Below are 23,263 nucleotides of genomic sequence, written 5' to 3' on the forward strand. Positions count from 1 at the left end.
CGCGGCCGGGGGGGCGGTCGGATCGCGGGCCGCAGGGGACCGCCGCGGGTCTCCTTGGCGTGGGGCGCAGGACGGCCGGGGCGGAGTCCTCCGGTCCGGGGGTCGCCCGCCGGCTTCGTCGGCGGTGGGCGACCGACCCGTCAGAACGCGGCGAGCAGGCGGACCGGGCCGCCGGTGCCGCCCTTGGTCTTGAGCAGGCCCACGACGGCGATGGCGCCGCTGTCGGGGGCGGTGTTGAGGTTGGCGGTGATCTCCAGGCCGTACTTGTTGGCGCCCAGGAAGTAGCGGTGGGCGTTGGGGTTGCTCACCGAGTTCGGGCCGTTGTCCATGCTCGGGGTGTCGACGGCGATGCCGGCCACGCTGCGCTTGCTGAGCAGCCACTCGCAGGCGGCGTGGCTGAAGCCCGGGAAGTGCGGGACGTTGTCGGCGTCGCGGTTGACCATGGCCTCGCCGCCCTGCAGGACGCGGCTGGTCCAGCCCGAGTCCATGGCCACCAGGGCGTTGTCCGGGATGCGGCCGTAGCGGCGCTCCCAGTTCTCCAGGTCCGCGATGGTGACCTCGGCGTCGAGGTTGGTCCGGGCGCGGTCGGCGATGCGGATGACCACGAGCGGGCAGACCAGGTTCTCCGGGCGGATCCGGTCGGAGGTCAGGGCCTCGGCCGTGTCGACGAAGTGCCACGGCGCGTCCATGTGCGTGCCGGTGTGCTCGTCGATCTCCAGCTTCAGCGCGTTGTAGCCGTCCTGCGGGACGAACGAGCTCTGGAAGATGTTGGGCTCCAGCACGTACGGCGAGTACACCGGGAAGTCGGTGTGGATGGCGTGGCTGAGGTCGCGCACCCGGAACGAGGACGCGCTGCGCGTGGCCAGCGCCTCGGCGGCCGCGACGGGGGTCCGGCCCAGCGCTCCGATGCCGGCGAGGGTGGCGCCGAGCACGGCGCCCATGCCGAGCGCCCGGCGGCGGTTGACGTCGGCGCGCGGCCTGACCTCCTCGACGGGCTCGGGGTCGGGCGCCACGGCCACTGTGGACGCCGTGGACGCCGTGGCGGAGTCCTTGGCGAGGTTCATGAGCTCGGGTCCGCACATCCTGCGGCTCCTCTCGTGCTCTTGCGGTGGGGTGCCATGACTATAAGCCGTCTTACATACATATTGGAACTGAGAGATCTAAGAGATCTTCGGTTATCCGAGCCACAGCAGGGTGGCGGCGCCGACGAGCAGGCCCGGCACCGTGGTCAGGACCGTCGCCAGGGCCGCGGGCCGCCGGTTGCGGGCCAGCAGGGGCAGCAGCGCGTCGCCGTCCTGGCTGATCGCGTTGGCCACCAGCGTCGGCAGCGGTGCGGCGCCGGCCAGGTAGAGCGAGGTGAAGGCGATCTGCACGGCGCAGCCCGGTACCAGGCCGACCAGGGCGCCGACCACCACGCCGGTCAGGCCGTGCAGGGGCAGCTGGGAGCCGTCGAAACCGGTGGTGCGCACGACGACCTCCCACGTCAGGTAGATCGCCGCGACCCACACCACGATCCCGGCCACCTCCCGGGCCCCGGTCGTCAGCGCGTCCGCGTGCCGGTGGGGGTGCCTGCGCCCGTCGATCGCGACCGCCGCGGACAGCACCGTGCCGGCCGCGCCCAGCACCAGGTACGGGTCCGCGCCCGGGAACCCCGCCAGGAACTCCGGTGGGACGAGCTGGAACGCCGTGGGCACCGCGACGACCGCGGCCAGCGCCGTGGTCACCCAGAAGGCCACCGGCAGCGGGGTGGTCGTCCGCGCGGCCAGCGCGACCCCGCCGGGCGACGCGGCCGGCCCGGGTGCCGGCAGGGGCTCCGGGGCCCGGCGCGGCGCGATGCCGAAGGCGTCCACCAGGTAGCCCGCCGCCAGGCCGGTGGCGAACAGCAGCGCGTGGATCCGCAGCGCGACCAGCGGCTGTGCCGCGAAGATCACCCACGACGAGTCGCCCATGGTGGCGGCCAGCGCCGCCACGACCGTCCCGAACGAGACGCTGCCCCTGGTGTAGAGCGGCATCACCATCAGCGCGCCGGCGCAGCCCGGCGACACGCCCAGGGCGGCGCCGATCAGCGGCCCCAGGCGGGCCCGGCGCTCCAGCAGCCCGGTCAACCGGTCGCCGTGGCGCGACCGCAACCGGGTGAACGCGGCGACGAGCACCGCGACGAACACGCCGACCTGCATGAACGCGTCGGCCAGTGGACGGATCACGATGTCCGGCATCGCCGTTCCCCCATCGTCAAGGCGCGAACCATCAGATATCGTAGGTGCGTACGAGAACGTACGTTGAACCGTTACCTGACGGCAAGGGTGAGGGAATGTCTCTGGCGAGCAGGACCCTGGGCGAGACCGGGATGAACATCACGAGGGTCGGCTTCGGCGCGTGGGCCATCGGCGGCGGTGGCTGGCGCTACGCGTGGGGCGACCAGGACGACGCCGAGTCGATCGCCGCGATCCGGCACGCCGTGGAGTCCGGGATCAACTGGATCGACACGGCCGCGGTCTACGGGCTGGGCCACTCCGAGGAGGTCGTCGGCCGGGCGATCCGCGACCTGCCCGAGGCCGACCGCCCGTACGTGTTCACGAAGTGCGGCCTGGTGTGGGACGAGCGCAACCCCGACGCCCCGCCGCACCGGATCATGCGGCCGGACAGCGTCCGCCGCGAGGTCGAGGCGTCGCTGCGCCGGCTCGGCGTGGAGCGGATCGACCTCTACCAGGTGCACTGGCCCGACACGGGCGCGTCCCTGGAGTACGACGGCACCTCCTCCGACGGGCCGGCCCCGCAGGCGACGCCGGTGGAGGAGTACTGGGCGGTGATGGCCAAGCTCAAGGCGGAGGGCAAGGTGCGGGCCATCGGCCTGTCCAACCACGACCTCGGGCTGCTGGAACGGGCGCGGGAGGTCGCGCCGGTTGACGCGCTGCAGCCGCCGTTCTCCGCGATCAACCGCTCCAACGCGGCCGAGATCGCCTGGTGCGCGGAGCAGGGCGGTGGCGTGATCGTCTACTCGCCCATGCAGTCCGGCCTGCTGACGGGCTCCTTCTCCGCGGAGCGGGCGGCGAACCTGCCGGACAACGACTGGCGGCGCGGGCACGTCGACTTCACCGCCAACCTCGACCGCAACCTGGCGCTGGCCGAGGCGCTGCGGCCGGTCGCGCGGCGGCACGGGACCACGGTCGCCGCGGTGGCCGTGGCGTGGGCGCTGGCGTGGCCCGGCGTCACCGGCGCCATCGTCGGCGCGCGCAACCCCCGGCAGGTCGACGGCTGGCTCCCGGCCGCTTCGCTGGAGCTGACCGGGGAAGACCTCGCCGAGGTGGCCTCCGCCACCGCCAGCCTCGGCGCGGGTGAGGGGCCGGTGCGGCCCTAGCGCCCACCGGCACGCACACCGAGGGGCCGGCATCCAGGCGATGTCGGCCCCTCGGCCTGTCCGCGGGGTGTGCGACGCCCATCCCGCAGGCGTACGCCCACCGGCGCACACGCCGGGAGGCCGGCATCCAGGCGATGCCGGCCTCCCGGGTCTTGCGCGCGAACGTGCCTCAGTCGGTGAGCTGGGTGCCCTTGACCAGCCACTTCGGGCCCTCCTGGCCCCAGGTGCCCAGCACGTCGAAGAAGGTCTTGAAGTGCGGCCCCTCGCAGTGCGCCTGGAAGGCGGCCTCGTCCTCGTAGGCTTCGACCAGGTAGAAGCGGTTGGCCTCCTCCGGGTCCTCGATCAGGTTGAACGCCAGGGTGCCCGGCTCGTCGGCGTTGGAGTTGCGGCCGTCCTCCAGCGCGGCGGCGATGAACTTCTCCCGGTGCTCGGCGGGCACGTCGAACTGGACAGCGATGTGGTACGCCACGGTGTTTCTCCTAGGTGAGGGTTTGGTGTTGCGGGTCAAGCGACGGCGTCGGCGACCCTGAGGGTCTTCGACGCCGGGTCCTCGGGCCCGGACGCGCTCGGCTCCGGGGTCAGCACGTCGGCCAGGAAGCGGCGCAGGCCGTCGACGTGCTCGCGGTGCCCCCGGGCGGCCACGAAGCCGTCGGGGCGGATCAGGACGAACGCGGTGCTCGGGCAGCCGCCGGGGGCGAGGGCGCCCGCGTCGACCGGCACGGTCCGGACCGACGAAGGCACGTTGATCCGGACCGCCCGGTCGACCAGGAGCCGCCACGAGCGGTGTTCGGCGGACCGCGGGGAGGTCTCGCCGAATCGGGCGGCCAGGTCGAGCGGTGCGGCGGTGCCCACGCGCAGCGTTCCCCGGTCCTCGCACCGGGCGGGCGCCGCCAGCAGGCCGGTCGACGAGTCGACCGGGTACTTGATGCGCCGGCCCGCCAGCACGGGCAGGTAGTCGCGGCCCAGGAGCCCGCTGTGGTGGGCCACCCGGAACGCGGTGTTGCGCAGGGCGATCGACGCCGGGTGGCGCACCATCCAGGCGCGGGTCTGGAAGTCGGTGTCGCGGATGACCTGGGCGGCCACCTTGTCGCGCTCGGGCGTGTAGCTGTCGAGCAGCCCGTAGCCGGCCTCGCGGTGGACCACGGCGGCGAGCTTCCAGGCGAGGTTGTGGGCGTCCTGGAGGCCGGTGTTGAGGCCCTGGCCGCCCGCGGGGCTGTGGGCGTGGGCCGCGTCGCCGACGAGGAACACGCGGCCGAGCTGGAACCGGTCGGCCTTGCGGCGGTGGATGCGGAAGGCGCTGACCCACTCGGGGTCGACCAGCCGCACGCCGCGCGGGCCGCGCTCGTCGGTCAGGCGCTGCAGCAGCGGCAGGTCCACCTGCGGGCGGCCGCGCTTCGGGATCACGCCGGGCGGCGCGCTGGCGAAGAAGCGGTACAGCCCGTTCGGCAGCGCCACGATGACCAGGACGCCCCGGGTCGACTGGTAGTAGTGCGCTTCGTCGGGCCGGAGCACGTCGCCCTCGACGTACGCGTCGGCGAGCACGAAGTGGTTCTCGTAGGTGGCGCCGGTGAAGCCGACGCCGATCTGGGCGCGCACCGCGCTGCCCGCGCCGTCGGCGCCGACGAGCCACGGCGTGGTGGCCCGCTCCACCCGGCCGTCCGGGTGCTCCAGGATCGCCGTGACCGACTCGCTGTTGCCCGGGTCGCCGGAGAAGTCCAGGCGCTCCAGGGCGAGCAGGCGGACCCCGCGCTCGACGCGGCCGCCGAGCGCGGTGAACCGCTCGTGCAGCAGGCGCTCGGTGGACGCCTGGGGTAACGACCAGGGGGCCAGGGCCTCCGGGAAGCCGACCCGGACCAGCGGCTTGCCGTTGGTGTAGTAGCGGAAGGCGTCGATGCGCACGGCGTTGCGGGGTACCTCGTCGGCCAGCCCCAGCTCCGCGAACAGGTCGAGCGTGCGCGGCCAGAGCAGCAGTGCCTTGGAATAGGGGACGGGCTCCGCCAGGGCGTCGACGACGCGCACGGACACGCCCCTGCGGAGCAGTTCGCACGCGGCCATCAGGCCGCTCGGTCCCGCACCCACGATCAGGACGTCGGCGTTCGGGTCGGTGTTGGGCATCGTTTACCTCCCTGGCCGAGGGAACGCAGTGGTCGCCGATTCCTTCGGCTTACTAGCATCATAAGAGACCTTACACCATTGCGACAGTGCTCTGGTTGTCACATGGTCTTACGTGACCGATGGACTGTAAGATATCGTATGCTCCATCGAGGTCATACGCCAGAGGTGCGGCGCGGTGGCCTGGCCGGATCGTCGAGGAGGGTTTTCAGATGGCACTGGACACGTCCACCGCCGGCGCGGCGGCGCGGACCGACCGGCGGGGCGGTGGCCTGGTCGTCGCGCTCGCGGTGGCGCTGGCGAGCCTCACGCTGCCGCTCGCGGTCACCCCGCCGGGGGTGGCGCTCAACGCCATGGCCGCCGATCTCGGGGCCTCACCGGGCGCCGCCCAGTGGATGCTCAACGCCTACAACGTCACGTTCGCGGCCTTCATGCTGGCCGCGGGCGGGCTCGCCGACCTGTTCGGGCGCAAGCGGGTGCTGACGATCGGCCTGTGGGTCTTCGGCGCGATGTCGCTGCTGTGCGCGGTGCTGACCGACATGGTGCTGATCGACGTCGCCCGCGGTCTGCAGGGCATCGGCGCCGCGGGCGTGCTCACCAGCGGCGCGGCCGTCCTGGCCGCCCACTACACCGGCCCCGCGCGCACCCGGGCCTTCGGCATGCTCGGCGCCTCGTTCGGCTTCGGCCTGGCCCTGGGACCGCTGGTCGCGGGCTTCCTGGTCGACGCCGCCGGCTGGCAGTCGGTGTTCTGGATGAACGTCGTGATCGTGGCCGCGGCGCTGCTGCTGTCCCGGCGCGTCCCCGAGTCGTCCGACCCGGGCGCCGAGCGCGTCGACTGGGCCGGTGTGGTCACCTTCACGCTGAGCCTGTTCCTGCTCACCCTGGCCTTCGTCCAGGGCCCGGCGACCGGCTGGACCTCGTGGCAGGCGCTGGGCGCGATCGCCGGGTTCCTGCTCTTCCTGGCCCTGTTCGTGGTGGTGGAGCTGCGCCAGCGGCGGCCGCTGTTCGACCTGTCGCTGTTCCGCCGGCCGACCTTCATCGCCGTGGTGTGCCAGCCCTTCACCATCACCTTCGGCTTCGTGGTGCTGCTGGTGTTCCTGCCGCCCTACTTCCAGGGCGTCGGCGGGGTGGGCGCGGCCGAGTCCGCCGCGGTGCTGCTGCCGCTCACGCTGCCGGTGCTGCTGATCCCGCTCGTGGCGGGCTCGGTGGCGGCCCGCGTGCCGCTGCGGGTCATGCTGGGCACCAGCTCCCTGCTGATCGCCGCCGGCTCGCTGTGGCTGGTCGTGCTCGACCCGGCCGGCGGCATCACCCGGGTCGTGGCCCCGCTGCTGGTCGTGGGCATCGGCGTGGGCAGTGCCTTCGGCGTGATGGACAACGCCGCGGTGAGCGTCGTGCCGCCGGAGCGCGCGGGCATGGCCTCCGGCATCTTCAACACGATGCGCATCACCGGCGAGGGCATCGCCATCGCCGGCGCGGCCTCGCTGCTGGCCACGCTCACCGCCTCGGGCCTCGGCTCGCGGCTGCCGGGCGTCGGGGCGCGGGACGCGGGCGCCGCCGGCGGCGAGGTCGTCCAGGGCCACGTCGACGTCGCGGTGCGCGAGCTGGCCGGCTCGCCCGCCGGCGACGTGGAGAAGGCGACGGCGCTCGCCGACTCGCTGACCTCCGCCATGCACACCACCTTCATCGTGCTCGCCCTGCTGGCCCTGGCCGGCTCGGTGGCCACGTTCCTCGTCATCCGGGACCGCGACCTCAACCCGCGGGCGTGACCCGGCACCACCGCAACACCCGGTACCACCGAACAACCCGACGCCGGCAACGGCAGAGGAGGGGGCACGAAGTGCAACAGCGCAAACTCGGCTCGACCGGCCTGGTGGTCGGTGCCATCGGCCTCGGCTGCATGGGCATGAGCTTCGCCTACAACCAGAGCCGCCGCGACGACCGCGAGTCCGTCGCGGTGATCAACAAGGCGATCGACGAGGGCATCACCCTGATCGACACCGCCGACGTGTACGGCCCGTTCACCAACGAGGCGCTGGTGGGCCGCGCGATCCGGGACCGGCGCGACGAGATCGTCCTGGCCAGCAAGTGCGGCCTGGTGGTCCGCGACGGCGAGATCGTGCCCAGCGGCCACCCCGACTACATCAGGCAGGCGGTGTCCGGGTCGCTGTACCGGCTCGGCGTCGACGTCATCGACCTCTACCAGCTCCACCGGGTCGACCCCGCCATCCCGCTCGCGGAGACGTGGGGCGCGATGGCCGAGCTGGTGCAGTCGGGCCTGGTGCGGGCGATCGGCATGTCCGAGGCCGACGTCGCCCAGCTCGACACCGCGCACGCCATCCACCCGGTGGCCACCGTGCAGACCGAGCTGTCGCTGTGGAGCCGCGACGTGCTCGCCGAGGTCCTGCCGTGGTGCCGGGCCAACGGCGCCGGGTTCATCGCCTACTCGCCGCTGGGCCGGGGCTTCCTGGCCGGTGCCCTGGCCGAGGCGGAGGACCTGGAGGACACCGACTGGCGCCGGGGCAACCCCCGGTTCCAGCCCGAGGCCGTGCGGGAGAACCAGCGCCTGGTGCGCATCGTCAGGTCGGTCGCCGAGCGCAAGGGCGTCACGCCCGCTCAGGTCGCCCTGGCGTGGGTGCTGGCCGTGGGCGACGACGTGGTGCCCATCCCGGGCACGACGCGGCTGTCCCACCTCGCCGACAACATCGCCGCGCAGGACGTCCGGCTCACCGAGGAGGACCTCGCGGAGCTGACCGTGATCGCCGACCAGGTGGTCGGCTCGCGTTACTGAAGAACAACCCACACCACCACGAGGAGACGGGAAACCGTGAAGTACCGCTACCTGGGCGACACCGGCCTGGCAGTGTCCGAACTGTGCTTCGGCGTCATGACCTTCGGCGGCGGGGCGTCGTTCCTCGGCGCGCCGGACCGCAACTGGGCCGAGTTCGGCACCGTGCCGGACGACACCGCCCACAACATGATCCGCATGGCGCTGGACGCCGGCATCAACTTCTTCGACACCGCCGACGTCTACAAGAACGGTGTGGGCGAGGCGATGCTGGGCACCGCGCTCGGCACGGACCGCGACCGCGTCATCATCGGCACCAAGGGCCGGTGGCGGATCACCGACGACCCCAACGACATCGGCGCCACCCGGCACCACCTGTACGCCGCGGTCGAGAGCAGCCTGCGCCGGCTGCGCACCGACTACATCGACGTCTACCACATCCACGGCCCCGACCCCCGCACCTCGATCGACGAGACGCTGCGCGTGCTCGACGACCTGGTGCACTCGGGCAAGGTGCGCTACATCGGCGTGTCCAACTTCGCCGCCTGGCAGCTGATGAAGGGGCTGTCGGTGTCGGAGCGCCGCAACCTCAACCGCTTCGTGTGCTACCAGGGCTACTACAACCTGGGCGCGCGCGAGCTGGAGCGGGAGATCGTGCCGCTGTGCGTGGACCAGAACGTCGGCATCACCGCGTGGAGCCCGCTGGGCGGCGGTTTCTTCACCGGCAAGTACAAGCGCGGCGAGGCCATGCCCGAGGGCAGCCGGCTGGCGCAGCGGACGCCGTCGGAGTCGGCCCCGCTGACCCACCCGGAGCCGCACGACATCATCGACGTGATGGGCAAGATCGCGGCCGAGCGCGGCGTGACCATCGCGCAGGTGGCGCTGAACTGGGTGCTGCGCAAGCCGGGCATCACCTCGCTGGTCATCGGCGCCACCAAGCCGCACCAGCTGGAGGACAACCTCCAGGCGGTCGAGTGGGAGCTGTCCGCGGACGAGCTGGCGCAGCTCGACGAGGTCAGCGACGTGCCGCCGCACTACCCCTACTGGCACATCCGCGACGTGGCCGGCGACCGCAGGCTGCCGACCGACATCTACCCGTGACCGGGTGCGCGGTCCCGCGTCGTCGCGGGACCGCGCACCTCGGCGGTTCCAGGGCGCTTCTGACGATCAGGTGGAGGGGGCGCCCATTACTCGCGGACGGAGGGCGCCCGGTGGTCCGGGCGCCCTCCGCTTCGTGCTGTCGGTGAACCGATCCCCCAAGTCAATCGGCCGCCACCGGCGTCACCTCGTCGGCGCCGCCTTCATCTCCACCATGTGCTTGGACAGCACCGCGCCGCAGCGCGCCAGCAGCTGCTGGAGGGTGGTGCGCTCCTGCGCGGTGAACTCGTCGCCCAGCTTCTGCTCGACCTCGATCGCGGCGACGTCCGCCCGGTTGAGCAGGCTGCGCCCCTTCCGGGTCAGCCGGGCCTCGTGGATGTGGGTGTGGATGGGGTGGTTCTGGCGGATCACCAGCTCCTTCGACTCCAGGGTGTTCAGCACCGTGGACATCGTCTGCGGTGTCACCAGGCAGCGCCTGGCCAGCGCGGCGCCCGACAGGCCGGGCTCCTCGGCGAGCACCAGCAGGACGGTGTACTGCGGGACGTTGAGGCCGAGCGGGCGCAGCACCGCGTTCTTCACGGCGATCAGCTCCTGCTCGACCCGCTTGATGTGGTGACCCAGCCGGTCGTCTATGGGGAGGCTCATGTATCCATCATATGACGACATGGGCTCAGAGGGCGTGACACCCTTCGCATACTTATACCTAAATCGCCCTGGTGGCAGCACTGCGGAGGCGGTTGGTCACGCTGCGTTCCCCCGTTTCGTCGAGTGCCAAACAAGATGCCCACTACGGACACCGGGTCGGCGGGCACTTCGGCGGGCGTCCCCGGTGATCTGCCGGGATCACCGTCTGCGACCGCGGGACCGAAGCCAGGTTCACGGTCCGTTCATGTGACCTGCACCACCAGTGAAGAGGGCTCCTTGACGACAGTGAACTGACGGCAGACAGTTGTCTTAGGGTTATCCGAGCACGATCAGTGCGAAGAAACCTTCTCGTTCGGGGGGACAGTTCGACCGCCGGGACCGCGGGATGGGCGCCCCGGCATCGGCAGAGAGGAACCGAGAAGTTGTCCGAGTCCAGTATCCTCAGCCCCGGCCGCTTACGCGGCGACGACGGGCGGATCGACACGCGATCGGTCGTGAGCTTCAGCCGTACGGTTGACCGTGAACTGGTGCACCGGGAGGCCCTGGGGGAGGTCTTCATCACCGACGTGACGCAGTTCGCCGGTGGTGAGTTCCGCGTCGGAGCCCAACTTCCCCGCCTGCACGCCTACTACGGCGACCACCTGCACCACCGGCCCCTGGTCGACCCGGTGCTGCTGCTGGAGACCGCGCGCCAGGCCGGTCTGTGCCTGGCCCACAAGTTCTTCGCGGTCCCGCAGGACCACAAGTTCATCCTCACCCGGCTCGACCTGAGGCTCGGCGACCTGGCGCGGCTGGTCATCGGTCCCCGCCCGGTCGAGCTGGAGCTGCGCGGGACGATCCTGGACCGCAAGGACCGGGACGGCGCCGTCGTCGGCCTGGACTACCGCTTCCAGATCGTCGCGGAGGGCCACGAGCTGGGCGAGGCCGTCGTCGGCCTGCGCTTCCGCTCCCCGCAGAGCTACAACGACCTGCGGATGAGGAACCGGCAGAGCCGGGCGCTGCCGTCCTCGGCCAGCTACCGGCCCGCGCTGACCGGGCTGCCCGCCCAGCCGCGGCGGGTCGGCAGGCGCGACGAGCGCAACGTCGTGATCACCGAGCCGGTGGCGGTCAACGGCACCGTCGTGGCCGACTTCCGGCTCCCGTTCAACCACCCGTCGATGTTCGACCACCCGCAGGACCACCTGCCGGGCATGGTGCTCGCCGAGGCCGCGCGGCAGCTCGCCGTCGCCGCGGTCGTGGAGCGCCACGGGTACGCGCCGGAGAAGATGGTGCTGCGCGCCGTGTCCACCCGGTTCGTCAAGTTCGGCGAGCTGGAGCCGATCACGCGCCTGGTCGCCGTGACCGGCGCGCGGGGCGGTGCGGCGGAGCCGGAGGTCGTCTACACGGCGGCCGGCGAGTTCACCCCGCCGGACGACCTGGGCTGGCCGGCGTCCGGCAGCGAGGTCGTCGTGCTGGTGGACGCGCTCCAGGACGGCGAGTCGATCTGCAGGTTCACCGTCGTGATGAGCACCATCGTCGACGGTGGGGAGCAGGCCCGATGATCAGGGTGGACAGGATCACGCCGGAGTCGCGGGTGCGCGCGGTGTGGACCGACTTCGACGGCGTCGTCACGCCGCCGGTCGACCTCGCCCTGGCCGAGGTCAGCAGGCGGGTGGGCCGCGGCCTCACCCCGGACCTGCTGCGGTCCGCCATGGAGGCGGTCGGGCGGTCGATGGGCACCGACGCGATGGCCCCGCTGGACACCCCGCTGCTCACCGAGGAGCAGTGGGCCCGGCAGGTCGAGCAGGTGCTGCTGGAGCGCCACGAGCTGCGCGTGGACCTGTCGGACTTCGGCGGCAAGTGGTTCGCCGACCGGCCGGCGGACGAGCACTGGGTGGAGTTCCTGATGGCGCTGCGCCGGTCCGGCTTCTTCGTCGGCCTGCTGTCGAACACGCCGCCGGCGTGGGAGCGGCACTGGCGCCGGCTGGTCGCGGCCGACCTGCTCTTCGACGCGGTCGTCTCGTCCCACCAGGTCCGGTGCCGCAAGCCCGAGGCGGCGATCTTCGACCTCGCCGCGGCGCGCGCCGGCCTGGCGCCGGACCAGTGCGTGCTGGTCGACGACCAGGAGGTCCACTGCGAGGGCGCCCGGGCCGCCGGGTGGCACGCGGTCCACTTCACCGACGTCCCGCGGGCGGCGTCCGCGCTCAACGAGCTGCTGAGCAGGCAGCCGGTTCGGTCGGTGGTCCGGTGAACGCGAACCTGGGGGTCATCGGGACGGGTTCCTACCTGCCCGAGCTGGTCGTGGGCAACGACGAGGTCGGCGCCGCCGCGGGGGTCGGCGGCGAGTGGATCCGGCAGCGCACGGGCATCACGGCCCGGCGCCGCGCCGCACCGCACGAGGCCGCCTCGGACCTCGCGGCCAACGCGGCGCTGCGGGCGCTGGAGAGCGCCGGGGTCAAGCCGGCGCAGCTGCGCTACATCGTGGTGGCGACCTCGACGCCGGACCACCCGCAGCCGGCGACGGCCTGCCTGGTCCAGCACAGGATCGGCGCGGTGCACGCGGCGGCGTTCGACGTCAACGCGGTGTGCAGCGGGTTCGTCTTCGCCCTGGGGGTCATGCACCGGATGCTGTCGGTCGAACCCGACGGCTACGGCCTGGTCATCGGCGCGGACGTGTACTCCCGCATCCTCGACGGCGCCGACCGCAAGACCGCGATCCTGTTCGGCGACGGTGCCGGCGCGGTCGTGGTCGGGCCGACCGAGCTGGACCAGGGCCTGCTCGGGCTGTCGCTGATCAGCGACGGGTCGGCGCACGAGATCATCCGGGTGCCCGCCGGTGGCAGCCGGCTGCCCGCCTCGCCCGCGACGCTGGCGGACGGCGAGCACTTCTTCAAGATGGACGGCCGCGCGGTGCGCGACTTCGTCTCCGACCGGGTGCCCCCGATCCTGCGCCAGCTGCTCCGCGGCGCCGGTGTCGTGCCCTCGGCCGTGGACCACTTCATCCCGCACCAGGCCAACGGGGTGATGCTCGACGGTTTGGCGCGCGAACTGGGGTTGCGCGCGCAGATGCGCCTCACGGTGCACAAGTACGGCAACACGGGCGCGGCGTCGGTCCCGATCACGCTGGACGAGGCCGTGCGCTCGGGCTCGATCCGACGGGGTGACCTGGTGCTGATGGCCGGGTTCGGCGGCGGCATGGCCGTGGGGGCGGCACTGCTGCGCTGGGCGGGGGTGGGCCAGGGGAACGTCGACGCGGACGTCGTCCCGGCTCCGCGGTCCCGCGTGCACATCGGCTGATCCGGTGTTCCGGCCCCCGCCCGCCGCGGCCTCCCGCCGCGGTGGGCGGGGGCCGGCCGGTGAGCCGCGATTACCGGCTCGTGAGCACCGATCCGTGACCATCGATCAGCGAATTCGTGACCACCGAACTCGCGACCGTGAGGAGCACCCGTGACGACCGCCGAGGAACGCCTGCTGGACGACATCGCGCTGGAGCACGTGCTGGACGGGCTCGTCGCCGGACCGGCCGGACCGGTCGGGCCGGCCGGTCCGGTTGACGACGCGCCGTTCGACCGTGCCGCGGCCGAGCGCACCGCGTCCGACCTGGCCGCGTTCGCCAAGGCGTGGTTCGACGACGGCGAGGACCACATCGTGCGCGGGATCGACTGACCCGCGCCCCGGTTGCGCCGGTCGGCCGTACCGGGGTGCCGCCGACCGGCGCGTCCGGGTGGACCACCGTTCGACCGAACTTCGCCGCAGAATCAGACATATGGGTGGAGTTAGTTTTGCGATTGGCATCAGACTTCGTATAGTCATCAGTGTCATTGCTACTCGCACCCGTCGCCGGTTCCGGTGGCGATCAGGCGGAGGATTCCCGTGACCGCTCGTCCTGACGTCCGCGCGACGTCGAACCTGTTGTGGACCGCCGTGGGGTTGGTGCTGCTGGCCATCAACCTGCGGCCCGCCATCGGCAGCGTGTCCCCACTGCTGTCGGATGTCCAGCGCGACCTGGGCCTTTCCGGTGCCGCGGTCAGCGTGCTGACCACGCTGCCGGTCCTGTGCCTCGGCCTGTTCGCGACGATCGCGCCCGCGCTGGCGCGTCGGGTCGGCGTCGGCCGGGCCCTCGTGCTCGCCCTGGCGCTGATCGTGATCGGCCTGCTCGTCCGGCTCGCGCCGGCGGTGTTCCCGCTGTTCCTGGGCACGCTGCTGGCCGGTGTCGGCCTGGCCATCGGCAACGTGCTCGTGCCGGCGGTCATCAAGACCACGTTCCCGACCAGGATCCGGCTCTACACCGGCATCTCGACCGCCCTGCTCAGCGGTGGCGCGGCGCTCTCGTCCGGCGTCACCGTCCCGCTGCGCGAGGCGTTCGGCACCAACTGGTCCACCTCGCTGGCGCTGTGGGCCGTGCCCGCGGTGCTCGCCCTGGTGGTGTGGCTGGTCCTGGCCGCCCGCTCGGGCAAGCCGACCGCCGCGGCGGCGGCCCCGTCGGTGATGGGCGCGCTGCTCCGCGACGCGACCGCCTGGCAGGCCACGGTCTACCTGGCGCTGCGCGCGCTGGCGTTCTTCACCGCGCTGGGCTGGCTGCCGACCGTGCTGGTGACCTACGGCTACGGCCGCGCCGAGGCCGGCGCGATGCTGTCGCTGGTGATGCTCGTCAGCATCCCGGCGGCGGTGCTCGCCCCGGTGTTCGCCGGCAAGGTCACGCCCCGGCCGGTGATCGTGCTGATCGTGCTGCTCGGCGCGGTGAGCAACCTCGGGCTCGTCATCGTGCCGGACGCGGTCACGCTGTGGGCCGTGCTGCTCGGCGTGGCCCTCGGCGGCGGCTTCGCCATGGCCATGACGTTCATCGGCCTGCGCTCGCCGGACCCGGCCACCGCCGCCCAGCTGTCGGGCATGGTGCAGACGATCGGCTACCTGGTCGGCGCGGTCGGCGGCCCGTTCGCCTTCGGCCTGCTCAACACGGCCACCGGTGGCTGGACCGTCCCGCTGGTCGTGGCGGCCGTCCTGACCGTGCCGGAGCTGGTCGTCGGCCTGCTGGTCAGCCGTGACCGGCAGGTGCTCCAGCCCGCCCCGCGCCGCGCGGCGGAGGGCGGGGCGTTGTTGGAGGGCGCGGCGACCCGCTGAACCGCGGGCGCGAAACCCCGTCGTCCCCCCGGGAACCGAGCGGTTTTCGGGGGGACGGCCGTGAGATCAGGAGGAGGAAGGCATGGTGGCGGGGGAGTTGCTCGTCCTCGCGGGCCTGGTGAGCGCGGCGGGGTGCGCGTTGGCCGCCTTCGCGCTCGACCGGGCGGGCCCGCCCCCGCTGCCGCCCCGGCTCGACCGCCGCGTGCGCGCGTGGGGCCGCCGGGCGCCGTGGTTCGTCGCCGCGGGCTTGGCCGTCGCCGCCGGCGGCATCCTCCTGCTGTTGCTGCGGCCGTGAGGTCGTGGCGCGTGAGACGAGCCGCGAGCCGCCCATGATGGCCGGTCGGGTGGCGGCTCGCGGCCGGCGGCGGGTGGGGCGTGCTCCTTCTCCACGCCCCACCCGCCGCGTCCCGCTGGTCCCACCTCCCTTGGTCGGGCTGCGGGATGGCGGTCCGCCAGTCCTCGCCGCTCTGGTGGCGGGCGGCGAGTTCCCGGCACTGCTCGTCGGCGGGCACGTCGGCGAAGTCGGGGGACGCGATCACCGCGACCGAGCGGGCGAAGCACGTGCCGGGGACCGGGTACCGGCCGACGTGCCCTTGAGGTCTTCCGGGGTGCCTCAGGGGAATCCCCGATGTCCGGGGGTGATCGCGTGGCTATGTTGCGAACATGCCAGTTGAGCGGAAGACGCCGGAGACCGGAGCCGAGCAGGCCGCGCTGCGGGAAGCCCTCGTGAACGGCGAGCAGTACCGGGTTTCCCTGGACGTCGTCGTCACGGTGCTGGACCGCGACGCGGTCCGGTCGGCCGCGCAGCGCAGGCTCGACTCCGCGCGGTTCGACAGCGAGGACGCCCGACGCCGGGTGGCGGACGCCCTGGAGGGCGACTTCTCCGAAGCGCTGCAGTTCATCGTCGACGCGGGCGGTGTCTTCGCCGGGCAGGACGCGCTGCACGTGCGGTCGGCCGGCGTCCGGGTGCGGCCGCACGACGCTTGAGCGGGCTCGCATCTTCGCGGCGCTGCGCCTGATCGCCTCGTGGTGCACGCCTTGCAGGCGTCGATGCCGCGGCGGCGACGTCGGTGTGCCGTTGCGCGTGGCCGAAGGCCGACGACGAACCCGACCCCCGCCGCCGCGGCCCCCCGGCAACCGGTACCGGCCGCCCGGAGACCGGTTGGCCAGTGCCCGTCCTCGTGTTCTGAATCGATGCGGTCACCCGTTGTTCACCCGAACGGTTTGGCGGTTCGCCCGTGCGGGGTAGTCATCACCGGGCCTTGAAACCACAGGGCGTTGCGGACCCCGGGGACGGGGAAGAGGCGGCGATGACGGCATGACGCACGTGGACGTGGATGTCGACGAGGTCCTGTTGCAAGGGGTGCGGGGTTACGCCCGATCGGTGACCGACGCGCTGGGTTTGCGCGGCGAGTGCTCGTACGTGCAGGTCGAAAGACCCGTCACGGCGTACCTGGCGGTGGACGGGCGGTTGCCGGGCTTCCCGGACCGCGACACCGCGCTGCTGTGGGACGAGGACCGCGGCTGGTCGGCGGCCGTCGAGACGCACAGCGGCGAGGACCTGCTGGTGGTGGCCCACCTGGAGGGTGACGTGCTCCCGCCGCCCGCGGTGGTGGCCGAGTGGGCCCGGTCGCTGTTCCGCGGCGACCGGCGGGTCCCGCCGGCCCGGCCGGCCGGTGCCGGGGAGCTGGCGCACCGGCTGGGCGCCTACGTGGGCGGGATGTCCGTGCCGGAGCCCAGGAGGGCCTGAACGGGGTGGTTCGACCGGGTTGCGGCGGACCACGGCCGAGCGCACCCACGCCGAGTGCGGGGGTGCGTCCGGTACGAGCGGCCGCGCCCGGGTGAAGCGCCCACCGATGCCCGAGCGGCCCTGGTGACACGTCTAGGCTGACCGCATGATCTTCTACACGGACGCGGAGAGCCGGGTCCTGCGCACGGCTGTCTTCGGTGTGATGGTGCTGGTGTCCCACGCCGACCCCGGCCCCGTGATCCAGGAGCGCTACGCCGGCCTCCAGGCCCTGGGCAACCTCTCGCCGGACCTGCGCCACGCCCTGCACGCGTCGCGGATCGACCTCTCCCCGATCCCCGAGGCCGAGCTGGAGGAGCGGGTGCTGGAGGCCCTCCGGGCGTCCGTGGAGATCCTGAACGCGAAGGCACCGGCCGAGGCCGCCACCTTCCCGGCCGCGGTGGAGGCGATCTGCCACCAGGTGGCCGCGGCCGACGGCCAGGTGGCCGAGGTGGAGCGAGCGGTGATCGAGAAGGTGCGGGCCGCGCTGGGCGGGTGAGGTGCCCGGCGGAACCGCCGCGGGCGTGCCGGCGTCGCACCGGTGTGGGCGAAGGGCGCTGGTGGGTGATCCTGGAAGAGATCCGCGGCATGGGCGACGGGCGGGAGTGGACGCTCTCGCACACGCGGGCGGCCGGTGATCGCGAGGCGGCCCGTGCGGAGGCGCTGCGCCTGGCACGCGAGTACGCGCCCGCCTACCCGTGGTCGCTGCGGTCGCGCAAGGTGCTGCGGGTGTCGGAGGACTCGTACGTGGTGATCGCGAACGGGCTCACGTCCACCTTCCACTTCCGGGTGCAGGTGGGCGAACTGCTCGACTGAAGCGGTTCACCGTCCCGGGTGGACCCGTTCCCGCGAACACCGCCGACCCCGCCCCACCGGTCACGCCCCTCCCACGAGCAGGTCGCGCACCGCGCCCGCGGCCTTGAGCCCCGACCCGCCGAGCATGACCACGGTCGTCTCGCCCGGCGCGATCCGCCCCTCGTCGAGCAGGCGGGTGACCGCGGCCGCGGCGGTCGCGCTGGTGGGTTCCACGAACAGCCCCCGCGCGCACAGCCCGCGCAGCGCGTCGACGATCTCCCGCTCGGGCACCGCCACGGTCGCGCCACCGGTGTCGCGCAACGCCGCCAGCACCTCGCGCAACCGCAGGGGCGCGCGGATGGCGGTGCCCTCGGCGACGGTCGGCCGCACCTCGCGGTCGGCCGACCCGGTGGTGAACGCGGCGTCGACGGGCGAGCAGTTGAGCGGCTGCGCCGCGAACAGGCGGGGCGCGCGGGGGATCTGCCCGGCGGCGACCAGCTCGCGGAACCCCAGGTGGCACCCCAGCAGGCCGCTGCCCGCGCCGACCGGCACGACGACGTTGTCCGGCGCCCGGAACCCCAGGTCCTCCCACAGCTCGTAGGCCAGGGTCTTGACGCCCTCCAGGAACAGCGCCTGCCAGTTGTGGCCGGCGTAGAAGGCGCGGTCGGACCAGCGGATCGCCTCGGCCTGCGACTCCTCGCGCGGCCCCTCGACCGGGTGGACCCGCGCGCCGTACGCCTCGACCTGGGCGATCTTCGCCGGGGAGGTGCGCGCGGGCACGAAGATCCGCACCTCCAGCCCGCCCGCCGCGCCGTACCCGGCGATCGACGAGCCGCCGTTGCCGGAGCTGTCCTCGAGGACCGAGGTGACGCCGTGCTGGCGCAGGTAGGACAGCATCACGCTGCTGCCGCGGTCCTTGAAGCTGCCGGTCGGGCTGAACCACTCCAGCTTGAACAGCGGCCGCGCCCGGCCCCACGGTCGCTCCACCAGCGGGGTGCGGCCCTCGCCCAGCGAGATCGGGTCCGCGATGGGCACCGGCAGGCACGCGCGGTAGCGCCACAGCGAGCGGTCGCCGGTCTCGACGTCGTCGCGGGAGATGCCGGGCTGCGGCGTGACCATCAGCGGCCGGCCGGCGTCCGAGCGCCAGCGGGGGACGCCCAGCGGGTACTCGCTGCCGTCGACGGGGTCGACGTACCGGGCCATCCCGACCACCACCTCGGGGCGAAGCGTCAGAAACCGGACCCAGTGTTCCACGGCGCTGCGGTCCGGCGCCGAGGGCTCCGAAAGGCTCAACATGTGGGACCGTCACGGCGCGTGTTGACCCCATAGCGCTGTGCTGCTGGAGTGGGTGGCGTGCAGCGACCGATGTTGACCAGGCGCCGGCACGTGGACTTCGTCCGCGTCGCCGGTCAGGGCTGTAGCCCCCGGTAGTCCGCTCCACCGTCACGCCCGTCCACTCCGGACGGTCCGCCGCTCGCCACCTCCCACAGCTTGGAGTTCCACCGTGCCCGAGAACCGGGGACGGGAGCCGCTGAAGTTCGCCTACTGGGTGCCGAACGTCAGCGGTGGCCTCGTCGTCAGCGACATCGAACAGCGGACCGACTGGTCCTACGACTACAACCGCGAGCTCGCCGTCCTCGCCGAGGACAACGGGTTCGAGTACGCGCTGAGCCAGGTGCGCTACATGGCCAGCTACGGCGCCGCCTACCAGCACGAGTCCACCAGCTTCAGCCTGGCACTGCTGCTGGCCACGCAGCGCCTCAAGGTCATCGCCGCGGTCCACCCCGGGCTGTGGCACCCCGCCGTCCTGGCCAAGCTCCTGGCCACCGTCGACCACGTCTCCGGCGGCCGGGCCGCGGTCAACGTGGTCAGCGGCTGGTTCAAGGGCGAGTTCACCGCGCTGGGCGAGCCGTGGCTGGAGCACGACGAGCGCTACCGCCGCGCCGAGGAGTTCATCCGCGTGCTGCGCAAGAGCTGGACCGAGGAGCCCGCGGAGTTCGCGGGCGACTTCTACCGGCTGCGCGGCTACGACCTCAGGCCCAAGCCGCTCGACCTGCCCGGCCGCGCGCACCCCGAGGTCTTCCAGGGCGGCAACTCCACCGCCGCCCGCGCCATGGCCGGCCGCGTGTCGGACTGGTACTTCAGCAACGGCAAGGATTTCGACGGCGTCACCGAGCAGGTGGAGGAGGTGAACCGGACCGCCGCGGCGCACGGGCGCCGGGTGCGCTTCGGGCTCAACGGGTTCCTCATCGCCCGCGACACCGAGGCCGAGGCCCGCGACACCCTGCGCGAGATCGTCGCCAAGGCCGATGTCCAAGCGGTGCAGGGGTTCCGCGACGCCGTGCGGCAGGCCGGCGGCTCGACGGCCGACAAGAAGGGCATGTGGGCCGACTCGTCGTTCGACGACCTCGTGCAGTACAACGACGGCTTCCGGTCCAGGCTCATCGGCACGCCCGAGCAGGTCGCCACCCGGATCGTGGAGTACAAGCGGCGCGGGGTCGACCTGCTGCTGCTCGGTTTCCTGCACTACCACGAGGAAGTGGCCTACTTCGGCGAGCACGTGCTGCCCGTCGTCCGTGAGCTCGAAGCCTCCCTCGACGCCTCCGCCGCCACCCCGGAACCGATCGGAGCCCGACCGTGACCACTTCCGCGCAGCAGACCTGGACCACCACCCCCACCGACCCCGACGGGTGGGTCGCCCGCGCCCGCGAGGTCGCCGCCCTCCTCGCCACCGACGCGGTGGCCCGCGACCGCGCCGGCGCCACCCCGCACGCCGAGGTCGCGCTCCTCAAGGACGCCGGCCTCGTCACGCTGCTCGGCCCGCCCGAGCACGGCGGCGGGGGCCAGAACTGGACCACGGCCTACCGCGTGATCCGCGAGGTCGCCGCAGGCGACGGGTCGATCGGCCAGCTCATCGGCTACCACTACCTGTGGGCCTGGGCCGCGCGGCTGGTCGCCACGCCCGAGCAGGTCGCCGCGGTGGAGGAGCGGGCCACCCGCGAGCGCTGGTTCTTCGGCGGCGCGGTCAACCCGCGCGACAACGACCTCGTGATCACCGACGAGGGCGACGAGATCGTGTTCACCGGCCGCAAGTCGTTCTCCACCGGCAGCAAGGTCTCGGACGTCACCGTGCTGGAGGGCGTGCTGGAGGGCACGGACAAGCACGTCTTCGCCATCGTGCCGTCGAACCAGGACGGCATCGTGTTCAACGACGACTGGGACAACCTGGGCCAGCGCCTCACCGAGAGCGGCAGCGTCGAGGTGCGCGGCGTGCGCGTGCCGTGGGAGCAGGCCGCCGGGTACGTGGGCAAGGAGTTCCGGCCCCGCACCTACAACACCCTCAACGTGCCGCTGATCCAGTTGGTGTTCACCAACTTCTACCTCGGCATCGCCAAGGGCGCGCTCGCCACGGCCACCGCCTACACCCGGGAGCGGACCAGGCCCTGGCCGTACGGCGGCGACAACAAGGAGTCGGCGTCCGAGGAGTTCCACGTCCTGGAGACCTACGGCGACCTCCAGGCCAAGCTGTGGGCCGCCGAGGCGCTGGCCGAGCGCGCCGCCGGGCTGATCGAGCTGATCAACGACCACCCCGACGAGGTGACGGAGCGGGAGCGCGGCGAGGCGGCGGTGGTGATCGCGGCGGCCAAGCAGCGCGCGGTCGACACCGGCCTGGAGATCGGCACCCGGATCTTCGAGGTGACCGGGGCGCGGGCCAGCGCCAACGCGGTGGGGCTGGACATCTTCTGGCGCAACATCCGCACGCACAGCCTGCACGACCCGATCGCCTACAAGCGGGCCGAGGTCGGGCGCTACGCCCTGCTCGGGGAGGTGCCCGAACCCACCTGGTACACCTGATCACCCGGGACGCCGAAGCGCTCCGGACGGCTGCCGAGCCGTCCGGAGCGCTTCGCCGCTCGTGGCAGCCACCGCCCGCGTGCGGGAGGGGCCGGTGACGCGGTCAGCCCGGCTGGAAGTCGCTGAACAGCACGACCGCCAGGCCCAGGGCGGCCAGCAGGTTCACCGCCGTCGCGGCGGCGAACACGCCGACCGGGCGCCAGCCCGCCTCGCGCAGGTCGCGGGCCCGGAACTCCAGCCCGATGCTGACGAAGGCCAGGATCAGGAACCACGTGCGCAGGTCGTTGACCACGCCGACGGCCGCCTTGCCGGTGGCCGCGTCGACGGTGTTGAGGTAGACCGTGGCCGCGATCGAGGTGGCCAGGAACCCCAGCACGAACTTCGGGAACCGCTGCCACAGCTGCCCGGCCGCCGAGGTGCCCGTGGTGGCGCGCCGCTCGACCTTGAGCGCGAAGTACGCGGTCAGCGCGACCGCGACCACGCCCAGCAGCGCGTTCTGGGTGACCTTGACGATCGTGGCGATCTGCAGCGACTCCTCGCCCGCGATCGCGCCCGCCGCCGTGACCGCGGCCGTGGTGTCGATGTTGCCGCCCAGCCAGGCGCCGGTGACCACCGGGTCGAGCCCGAGGACGCCCGCCGCCCACGGCAGCACGAAGATCGACGGCAGGGCGAACGCGATGACGAGGCTGGCGCTGTAGGCCAGCTGCTCGCGCCTGGCCTGCACCGCGCCCGCCGCGGCGATGGCCGCGCTGACCCCGCAGATCGCCACCGCCGCCGACAGCAGCGCCCGCAGCTTGTCGTCCAGGCCGAGCCGCCCGCCCAGCCACCAGCTGAAGCCGAACACGACGCTGATCAGCACGACCGACTGCGCCACGGCCGGGCCGGCGGCCTTGACGATGACCGCCAGGTTGATCGACGCGCCCAGCAGGACCAGGCCGGTCTTGATGAAGAACTCGGTGCGGAAGCCGCCGGCGAGCCGGTCGCGCAGCCCGGTGGCGGACAGCACGGCGTTGCCCAGCAGGCCGAGCAGGATCGCGTACACCGGGAACTCCAGCGCCGCGCCAACGCCCTCCCACGACGTGCCCTCGGTCGCCTCGGGCACCGCTTTGCCCAGCCAGCGCGTGACGGCGGCCAGCACCAGCACGACGAGCACGCCGGCCACCGCCCACGCCCACGGCGGGCGTTCTGCCGCGTCGGCCCCGCGCACCCGGGCCTCGCCCCCGGCGCTCACGGCCTCGCCCCCGGCGCTCACGGCACCAGCCCCGGCGGGATGACGCCCAGCAGGGCGAGGGCGAACAGCACCAGGCCGACCGCCACGGCCAACCAGTCCTCGTTCACCGCTCTTCGGTTGCGCTGTCCGACGTCCTGTTCCTCGCTCATGGCGCTCTCCGCTGTCCGCGACGGGATTCGGGGGGATTCGGGGGCTGCGGCGTCTTCAGGCCGTACAGGAGGCCGACCACACCCGACCGAGGTCGATGTGGTCGCGGGTGACCAGCCGCACCGGGTTCACGGGGGCAGTGGAGCAGCGGCGCGGGCGCGGCGTCAACGACGTCCACCACGCGGACACCCGGGCGTGGACACCCGGGCGCGGACACCCGGGCGCGGACACCCAGGCGCGGGCACCGGGGCGCGGGCACTCAGATCCGGCCCGACCCGGCCCGACTTGTCCCCGTGAGCCCTGCGCTACCCTCTGCAAGACGATAGATACCTATTGACTTTCGATAGCCAC

25 protein-coding genes are annotated in these 23,263 nt (G+C 72.8%); 17 read left to right on the forward strand and 8 right to left on the reverse strand.

The annotated features are described in order from the left end of the window. Positions 1-140 precede the first annotated feature (140 nt). Positions 141-1,082, reverse strand: coding sequence for a cyclase family protein (locus tag EKG83_RS10405; RefSeq protein WP_051766821.1), 942 nt, complete (start codon positions 1,080-1,082; stop codon positions 141-143). A 93-nt stretch (positions 1,083-1,175) separates the two neighbouring features. Beyond that, entirely contained in the window at positions 1,176-2,216 is a 1,041-nt protein-coding gene (locus EKG83_RS10410; protein ID WP_033434795.1) for a putative manganese transporter, read from the reverse strand. A gap of 95 nt (positions 2,217-2,311) precedes the next feature. Between EKG83_RS10410 and EKG83_RS10415 the strand changes: the two genes are divergently transcribed. Next, the gene (locus tag EKG83_RS10415) at positions 2,312-3,358 is read left to right on the forward strand and encodes an aldo/keto reductase (RefSeq protein ID WP_033434796.1); all 1,047 of its coding nucleotides are present in this window, start codon (positions 2,312-2,314) and stop codon (positions 3,356-3,358) included. Between the two features lie 169 nt (positions 3,359-3,527). Here the strand turns inward: EKG83_RS10415 and EKG83_RS10420 are convergent, their stop codons facing one another. Together EKG83_RS10420 and EKG83_RS10425 are read right to left on the reverse strand one after the other, a co-directional pair. Continuing rightward, positions 3,528-3,827: a putative quinol monooxygenase gene (locus tag EKG83_RS10420; RefSeq protein WP_033434797.1), complete on the reverse strand. Its 300-nt coding sequence runs from the start codon at positions 3,825-3,827 to the stop codon at positions 3,528-3,530. Between the two features lie 35 nt (positions 3,828-3,862). Next, entirely contained in the window at positions 3,863-5,473 is a 1,611-nt protein-coding gene (locus tag EKG83_RS10425; RefSeq protein WP_063741496.1) for an FAD-dependent monooxygenase, read from the reverse strand. Between the two features lie 209 nt (positions 5,474-5,682). Here EKG83_RS10425 and EKG83_RS10430 point away from each other — a divergent pair, with 209 nt between their 5' ends. The 3 genes from EKG83_RS10430 to EKG83_RS10440 all read left to right on the forward strand — a co-directional run bounded on the left by EKG83_RS10430 (position 5,683) and on the right by EKG83_RS10440 (position 9,356). Continuing rightward, the gene (locus tag EKG83_RS10430; RefSeq protein ID WP_084717040.1) at positions 5,683-7,236 is read left to right on the forward strand and encodes an MFS transporter; all 1,554 of its coding nucleotides are present in this window, start codon (positions 5,683-5,685) and stop codon (positions 7,234-7,236) included. 71 nt (positions 7,237-7,307) lie between these two features. Beyond that, on the forward strand, positions 7,308-8,258 hold the full coding sequence (locus EKG83_RS10435) for an aldo/keto reductase (RefSeq protein WP_033434798.1): 951 nt from the start codon (positions 7,308-7,310) through the stop codon (positions 8,256-8,258). 36 nt (positions 8,259-8,294) lie between these two features. Beyond that, entirely contained in the window at positions 8,295-9,356 is a 1,062-nt protein-coding gene (locus EKG83_RS10440; RefSeq protein WP_033434799.1) for an aldo/keto reductase, read from the forward strand. A 180-nt stretch (positions 9,357-9,536) separates the two neighbouring features. Here EKG83_RS10440 and EKG83_RS10445 read toward each other — a convergent pair whose 3' ends face one another. Further along, positions 9,537-9,998 (reverse strand): MarR family winged helix-turn-helix transcriptional regulator, encoded by a 462-nt coding sequence (locus EKG83_RS10445; protein WP_033434800.1) that lies wholly within the window; start codon positions 9,996-9,998, stop codon positions 9,537-9,539. Between the two features lie 494 nt (positions 9,999-10,492). Here EKG83_RS10445 and EKG83_RS10450 point away from each other — a divergent pair, with 494 nt between their 5' ends. The 10 genes from EKG83_RS10450 to EKG83_RS10495 all read left to right on the forward strand — a co-directional run bounded on the left by EKG83_RS10450 (position 10,493) and on the right by EKG83_RS10495 (position 17,700). Beyond that, positions 10,493-11,539, forward strand: coding sequence for a ScbA/BarX family gamma-butyrolactone biosynthesis protein (locus EKG83_RS10450; RefSeq protein WP_265590325.1), 1,047 nt, complete (start codon positions 10,493-10,495; stop codon positions 11,537-11,539). Continuing rightward, positions 11,536-12,228: an HAD family hydrolase gene (locus EKG83_RS10455; RefSeq protein WP_063741500.1), complete on the forward strand. Its 693-nt coding sequence runs from the start codon at positions 11,536-11,538 to the stop codon at positions 12,226-12,228. The genes EKG83_RS10450 and EKG83_RS10455 overlap by 4 nt, the downstream gene beginning before the upstream one ends. Then, positions 12,225-13,274 (forward strand): 3-oxoacyl-ACP synthase III family protein, encoded by a 1,050-nt coding sequence (locus EKG83_RS10460; protein ID WP_033434801.1) that lies wholly within the window; start codon positions 12,225-12,227, stop codon positions 13,272-13,274. Before EKG83_RS10455 ends, EKG83_RS10460 begins: the two co-directional genes overlap by 4 nt. Before the next feature lie 150 nt (positions 13,275-13,424). Continuing rightward, entirely contained in the window at positions 13,425-13,643 is a 219-nt protein-coding gene (locus EKG83_RS10465; RefSeq protein ID WP_033434802.1) for a hypothetical protein, read from the forward strand. 207 nt (positions 13,644-13,850) lie between these two features. Then, positions 13,851-15,098 carry a CynX/NimT family MFS transporter gene (locus tag EKG83_RS10470; RefSeq protein WP_211269254.1) on the forward strand — a complete coding sequence of 416 codons (1,248 nt, stop codon included), beginning with the start codon at positions 13,851-13,853 and terminating at the stop codon, positions 15,096-15,098. Between the two features lie 82 nt (positions 15,099-15,180). Further along, positions 15,181-15,393: a hypothetical protein gene (locus EKG83_RS10475; protein WP_033434803.1), complete on the forward strand. Its 213-nt coding sequence runs from the start codon at positions 15,181-15,183 to the stop codon at positions 15,391-15,393. Positions 15,394-15,761: 368 nt separating this feature from the next. After that, complete coding sequence (locus EKG83_RS10480; protein WP_153277995.1) at positions 15,762-16,085, forward strand: hypothetical protein; 324 nt, start codon at positions 15,762-15,764, stop codon at positions 16,083-16,085. A gap of 331 nt (positions 16,086-16,416) precedes the next feature. Next, positions 16,417-16,848, forward strand: coding sequence for a DUF6292 family protein (locus EKG83_RS10485; RefSeq protein WP_051766824.1), 432 nt, complete (start codon positions 16,417-16,419; stop codon positions 16,846-16,848). 145 nt (positions 16,849-16,993) lie between these two features. After that, a complete protein-coding gene (locus EKG83_RS10490) occupies positions 16,994-17,383 on the forward strand; it encodes a tellurite resistance TerB family protein (RefSeq protein ID WP_033434805.1) in 390 nt (129 codons plus the stop codon). A gap of 65 nt (positions 17,384-17,448) precedes the next feature. Beyond that, positions 17,449-17,700 (forward strand): hypothetical protein, encoded by a 252-nt coding sequence (locus EKG83_RS10495; RefSeq protein WP_228122557.1) that lies wholly within the window; start codon positions 17,449-17,451, stop codon positions 17,698-17,700. Between the two features lie 60 nt (positions 17,701-17,760). On the opposite strand, the gene EKG83_RS10500 is transcribed toward EKG83_RS10495, so the two are convergent. Beyond that, on the reverse strand, positions 17,761-18,882 hold the full coding sequence (locus EKG83_RS10500; protein WP_033434833.1) for a threonine synthase: 1,122 nt from the start codon (positions 18,880-18,882) through the stop codon (positions 17,761-17,763). A gap of 150 nt (positions 18,883-19,032) precedes the next feature. Between EKG83_RS10500 and EKG83_RS49555 the strand changes: the two genes are divergently transcribed. From EKG83_RS49555 to EKG83_RS10510, 3 genes are all read left to right on the forward strand, one after another. Continuing rightward, positions 19,033-19,110, forward strand: coding sequence for a putative leader peptide (locus EKG83_RS49555; protein ID WP_407690780.1), 78 nt, complete (start codon positions 19,033-19,035; stop codon positions 19,108-19,110). 73 nt (positions 19,111-19,183) lie between these two features. Next, positions 19,184-20,320, forward strand: coding sequence for a dimethylsulfone monooxygenase SfnG (gene sfnG / locus EKG83_RS10505; RefSeq protein ID WP_033434807.1), 1,137 nt, complete (start codon positions 19,184-19,186; stop codon positions 20,318-20,320). Continuing rightward, positions 20,317-21,534, forward strand: a complete 1,218-nt coding sequence (locus EKG83_RS10510; protein WP_033434808.1) for an acyl-CoA dehydrogenase family protein — start codon at positions 20,317-20,319, stop codon at positions 21,532-21,534. Before sfnG ends, EKG83_RS10510 begins: the two co-directional genes overlap by 4 nt. A gap of 103 nt (positions 21,535-21,637) precedes the next feature. Here the strand turns inward: EKG83_RS10510 and EKG83_RS10515 are convergent, their stop codons facing one another. Continuing rightward, entirely contained in the window at positions 21,638-22,786 is a 1,149-nt protein-coding gene (locus EKG83_RS10515; protein WP_228122558.1) for a YeiH family protein, read from the reverse strand. Then, positions 22,783-22,914: a hypothetical protein gene (locus EKG83_RS48955; protein WP_265590326.1), complete on the reverse strand. Its 132-nt coding sequence runs from the start codon at positions 22,912-22,914 to the stop codon at positions 22,783-22,785. The genes EKG83_RS10515 and EKG83_RS48955 overlap by 4 nt, the downstream gene beginning before the upstream one ends. Positions 22,915-23,263: the final 349 nt, after the last annotated feature.

Origin of the sequence: Saccharothrix syringae (assembly GCF_009498035.1) — a bacterium.
Taxonomy (GTDB): domain Bacteria; phylum Actinomycetota; class Actinomycetes; order Mycobacteriales; family Pseudonocardiaceae; genus Actinosynnema; species Actinosynnema syringae.

What these genes read in the sequence shown, in the direction of transcription:
- EKG83_RS10405 (WP_051766821.1), bottom strand. Translation starts at nt 1,082, where the DNA reads ATGTGCGGACCCGAGCTCATGAACCTCGCCAAGGACTCCGCCACGGCG.
- EKG83_RS10410 (WP_033434795.1), bottom strand. Translation starts at nt 2,216, where the DNA reads ATGCCGGACATCGTGATCCGTCCACTGGCCGACGCGTTCATGCAGGTC.
- EKG83_RS10415 (WP_033434796.1), top strand. Translation starts at nt 2,312, where the DNA reads ATGTCTCTGGCGAGCAGGACCCTGGGCGAGACCGGGATGAACATCACG.
- EKG83_RS10425 (WP_063741496.1), bottom strand. Translation starts at nt 5,473, where the DNA reads ATGCCCAACACCGACCCGAACGCCGACGTCCTGATCGTGGGTGCGGGA.
- EKG83_RS10430 (WP_084717040.1), top strand. Translation starts at nt 5,683, where the DNA reads ATGGCACTGGACACGTCCACCGCCGGCGCGGCGGCGCGGACCGACCGG.
- EKG83_RS10445 (WP_033434800.1), bottom strand. Translation starts at nt 9,998, where the DNA reads ATGAGCCTCCCCATAGACGACCGGCTGGGTCACCACATCAAGCGGGTC.
- EKG83_RS10455 (WP_063741500.1), top strand. Translation starts at nt 11,536, where the DNA reads ATGATCAGGGTGGACAGGATCACGCCGGAGTCGCGGGTGCGCGCGGTG.
- EKG83_RS10475 (WP_033434803.1), top strand. Translation starts at nt 15,181, where the DNA reads ATGGTGGCGGGGGAGTTGCTCGTCCTCGCGGGCCTGGTGAGCGCGGCG.
- EKG83_RS10480 (WP_153277995.1), top strand. Translation starts at nt 15,762, where the DNA reads ATGCCAGTTGAGCGGAAGACGCCGGAGACCGGAGCCGAGCAGGCCGCG.
- EKG83_RS10485 (WP_051766824.1), top strand. Translation starts at nt 16,417, where the DNA reads ATGACGCACGTGGACGTGGATGTCGACGAGGTCCTGTTGCAAGGGGTG.
- EKG83_RS10490 (WP_033434805.1), top strand. Translation starts at nt 16,994, where the DNA reads ATGATCTTCTACACGGACGCGGAGAGCCGGGTCCTGCGCACGGCTGTC.
- EKG83_RS10500 (WP_033434833.1), bottom strand. Translation starts at nt 18,882, where the DNA reads ATGGCCCGGTACGTCGACCCCGTCGACGGCAGCGAGTACCCGCTGGGC.
- EKG83_RS48955 (WP_265590326.1), bottom strand. Translation starts at nt 22,914, where the DNA reads ATGAGCGAGGAACAGGACGTCGGACAGCGCAACCGAAGAGCGGTGAAC.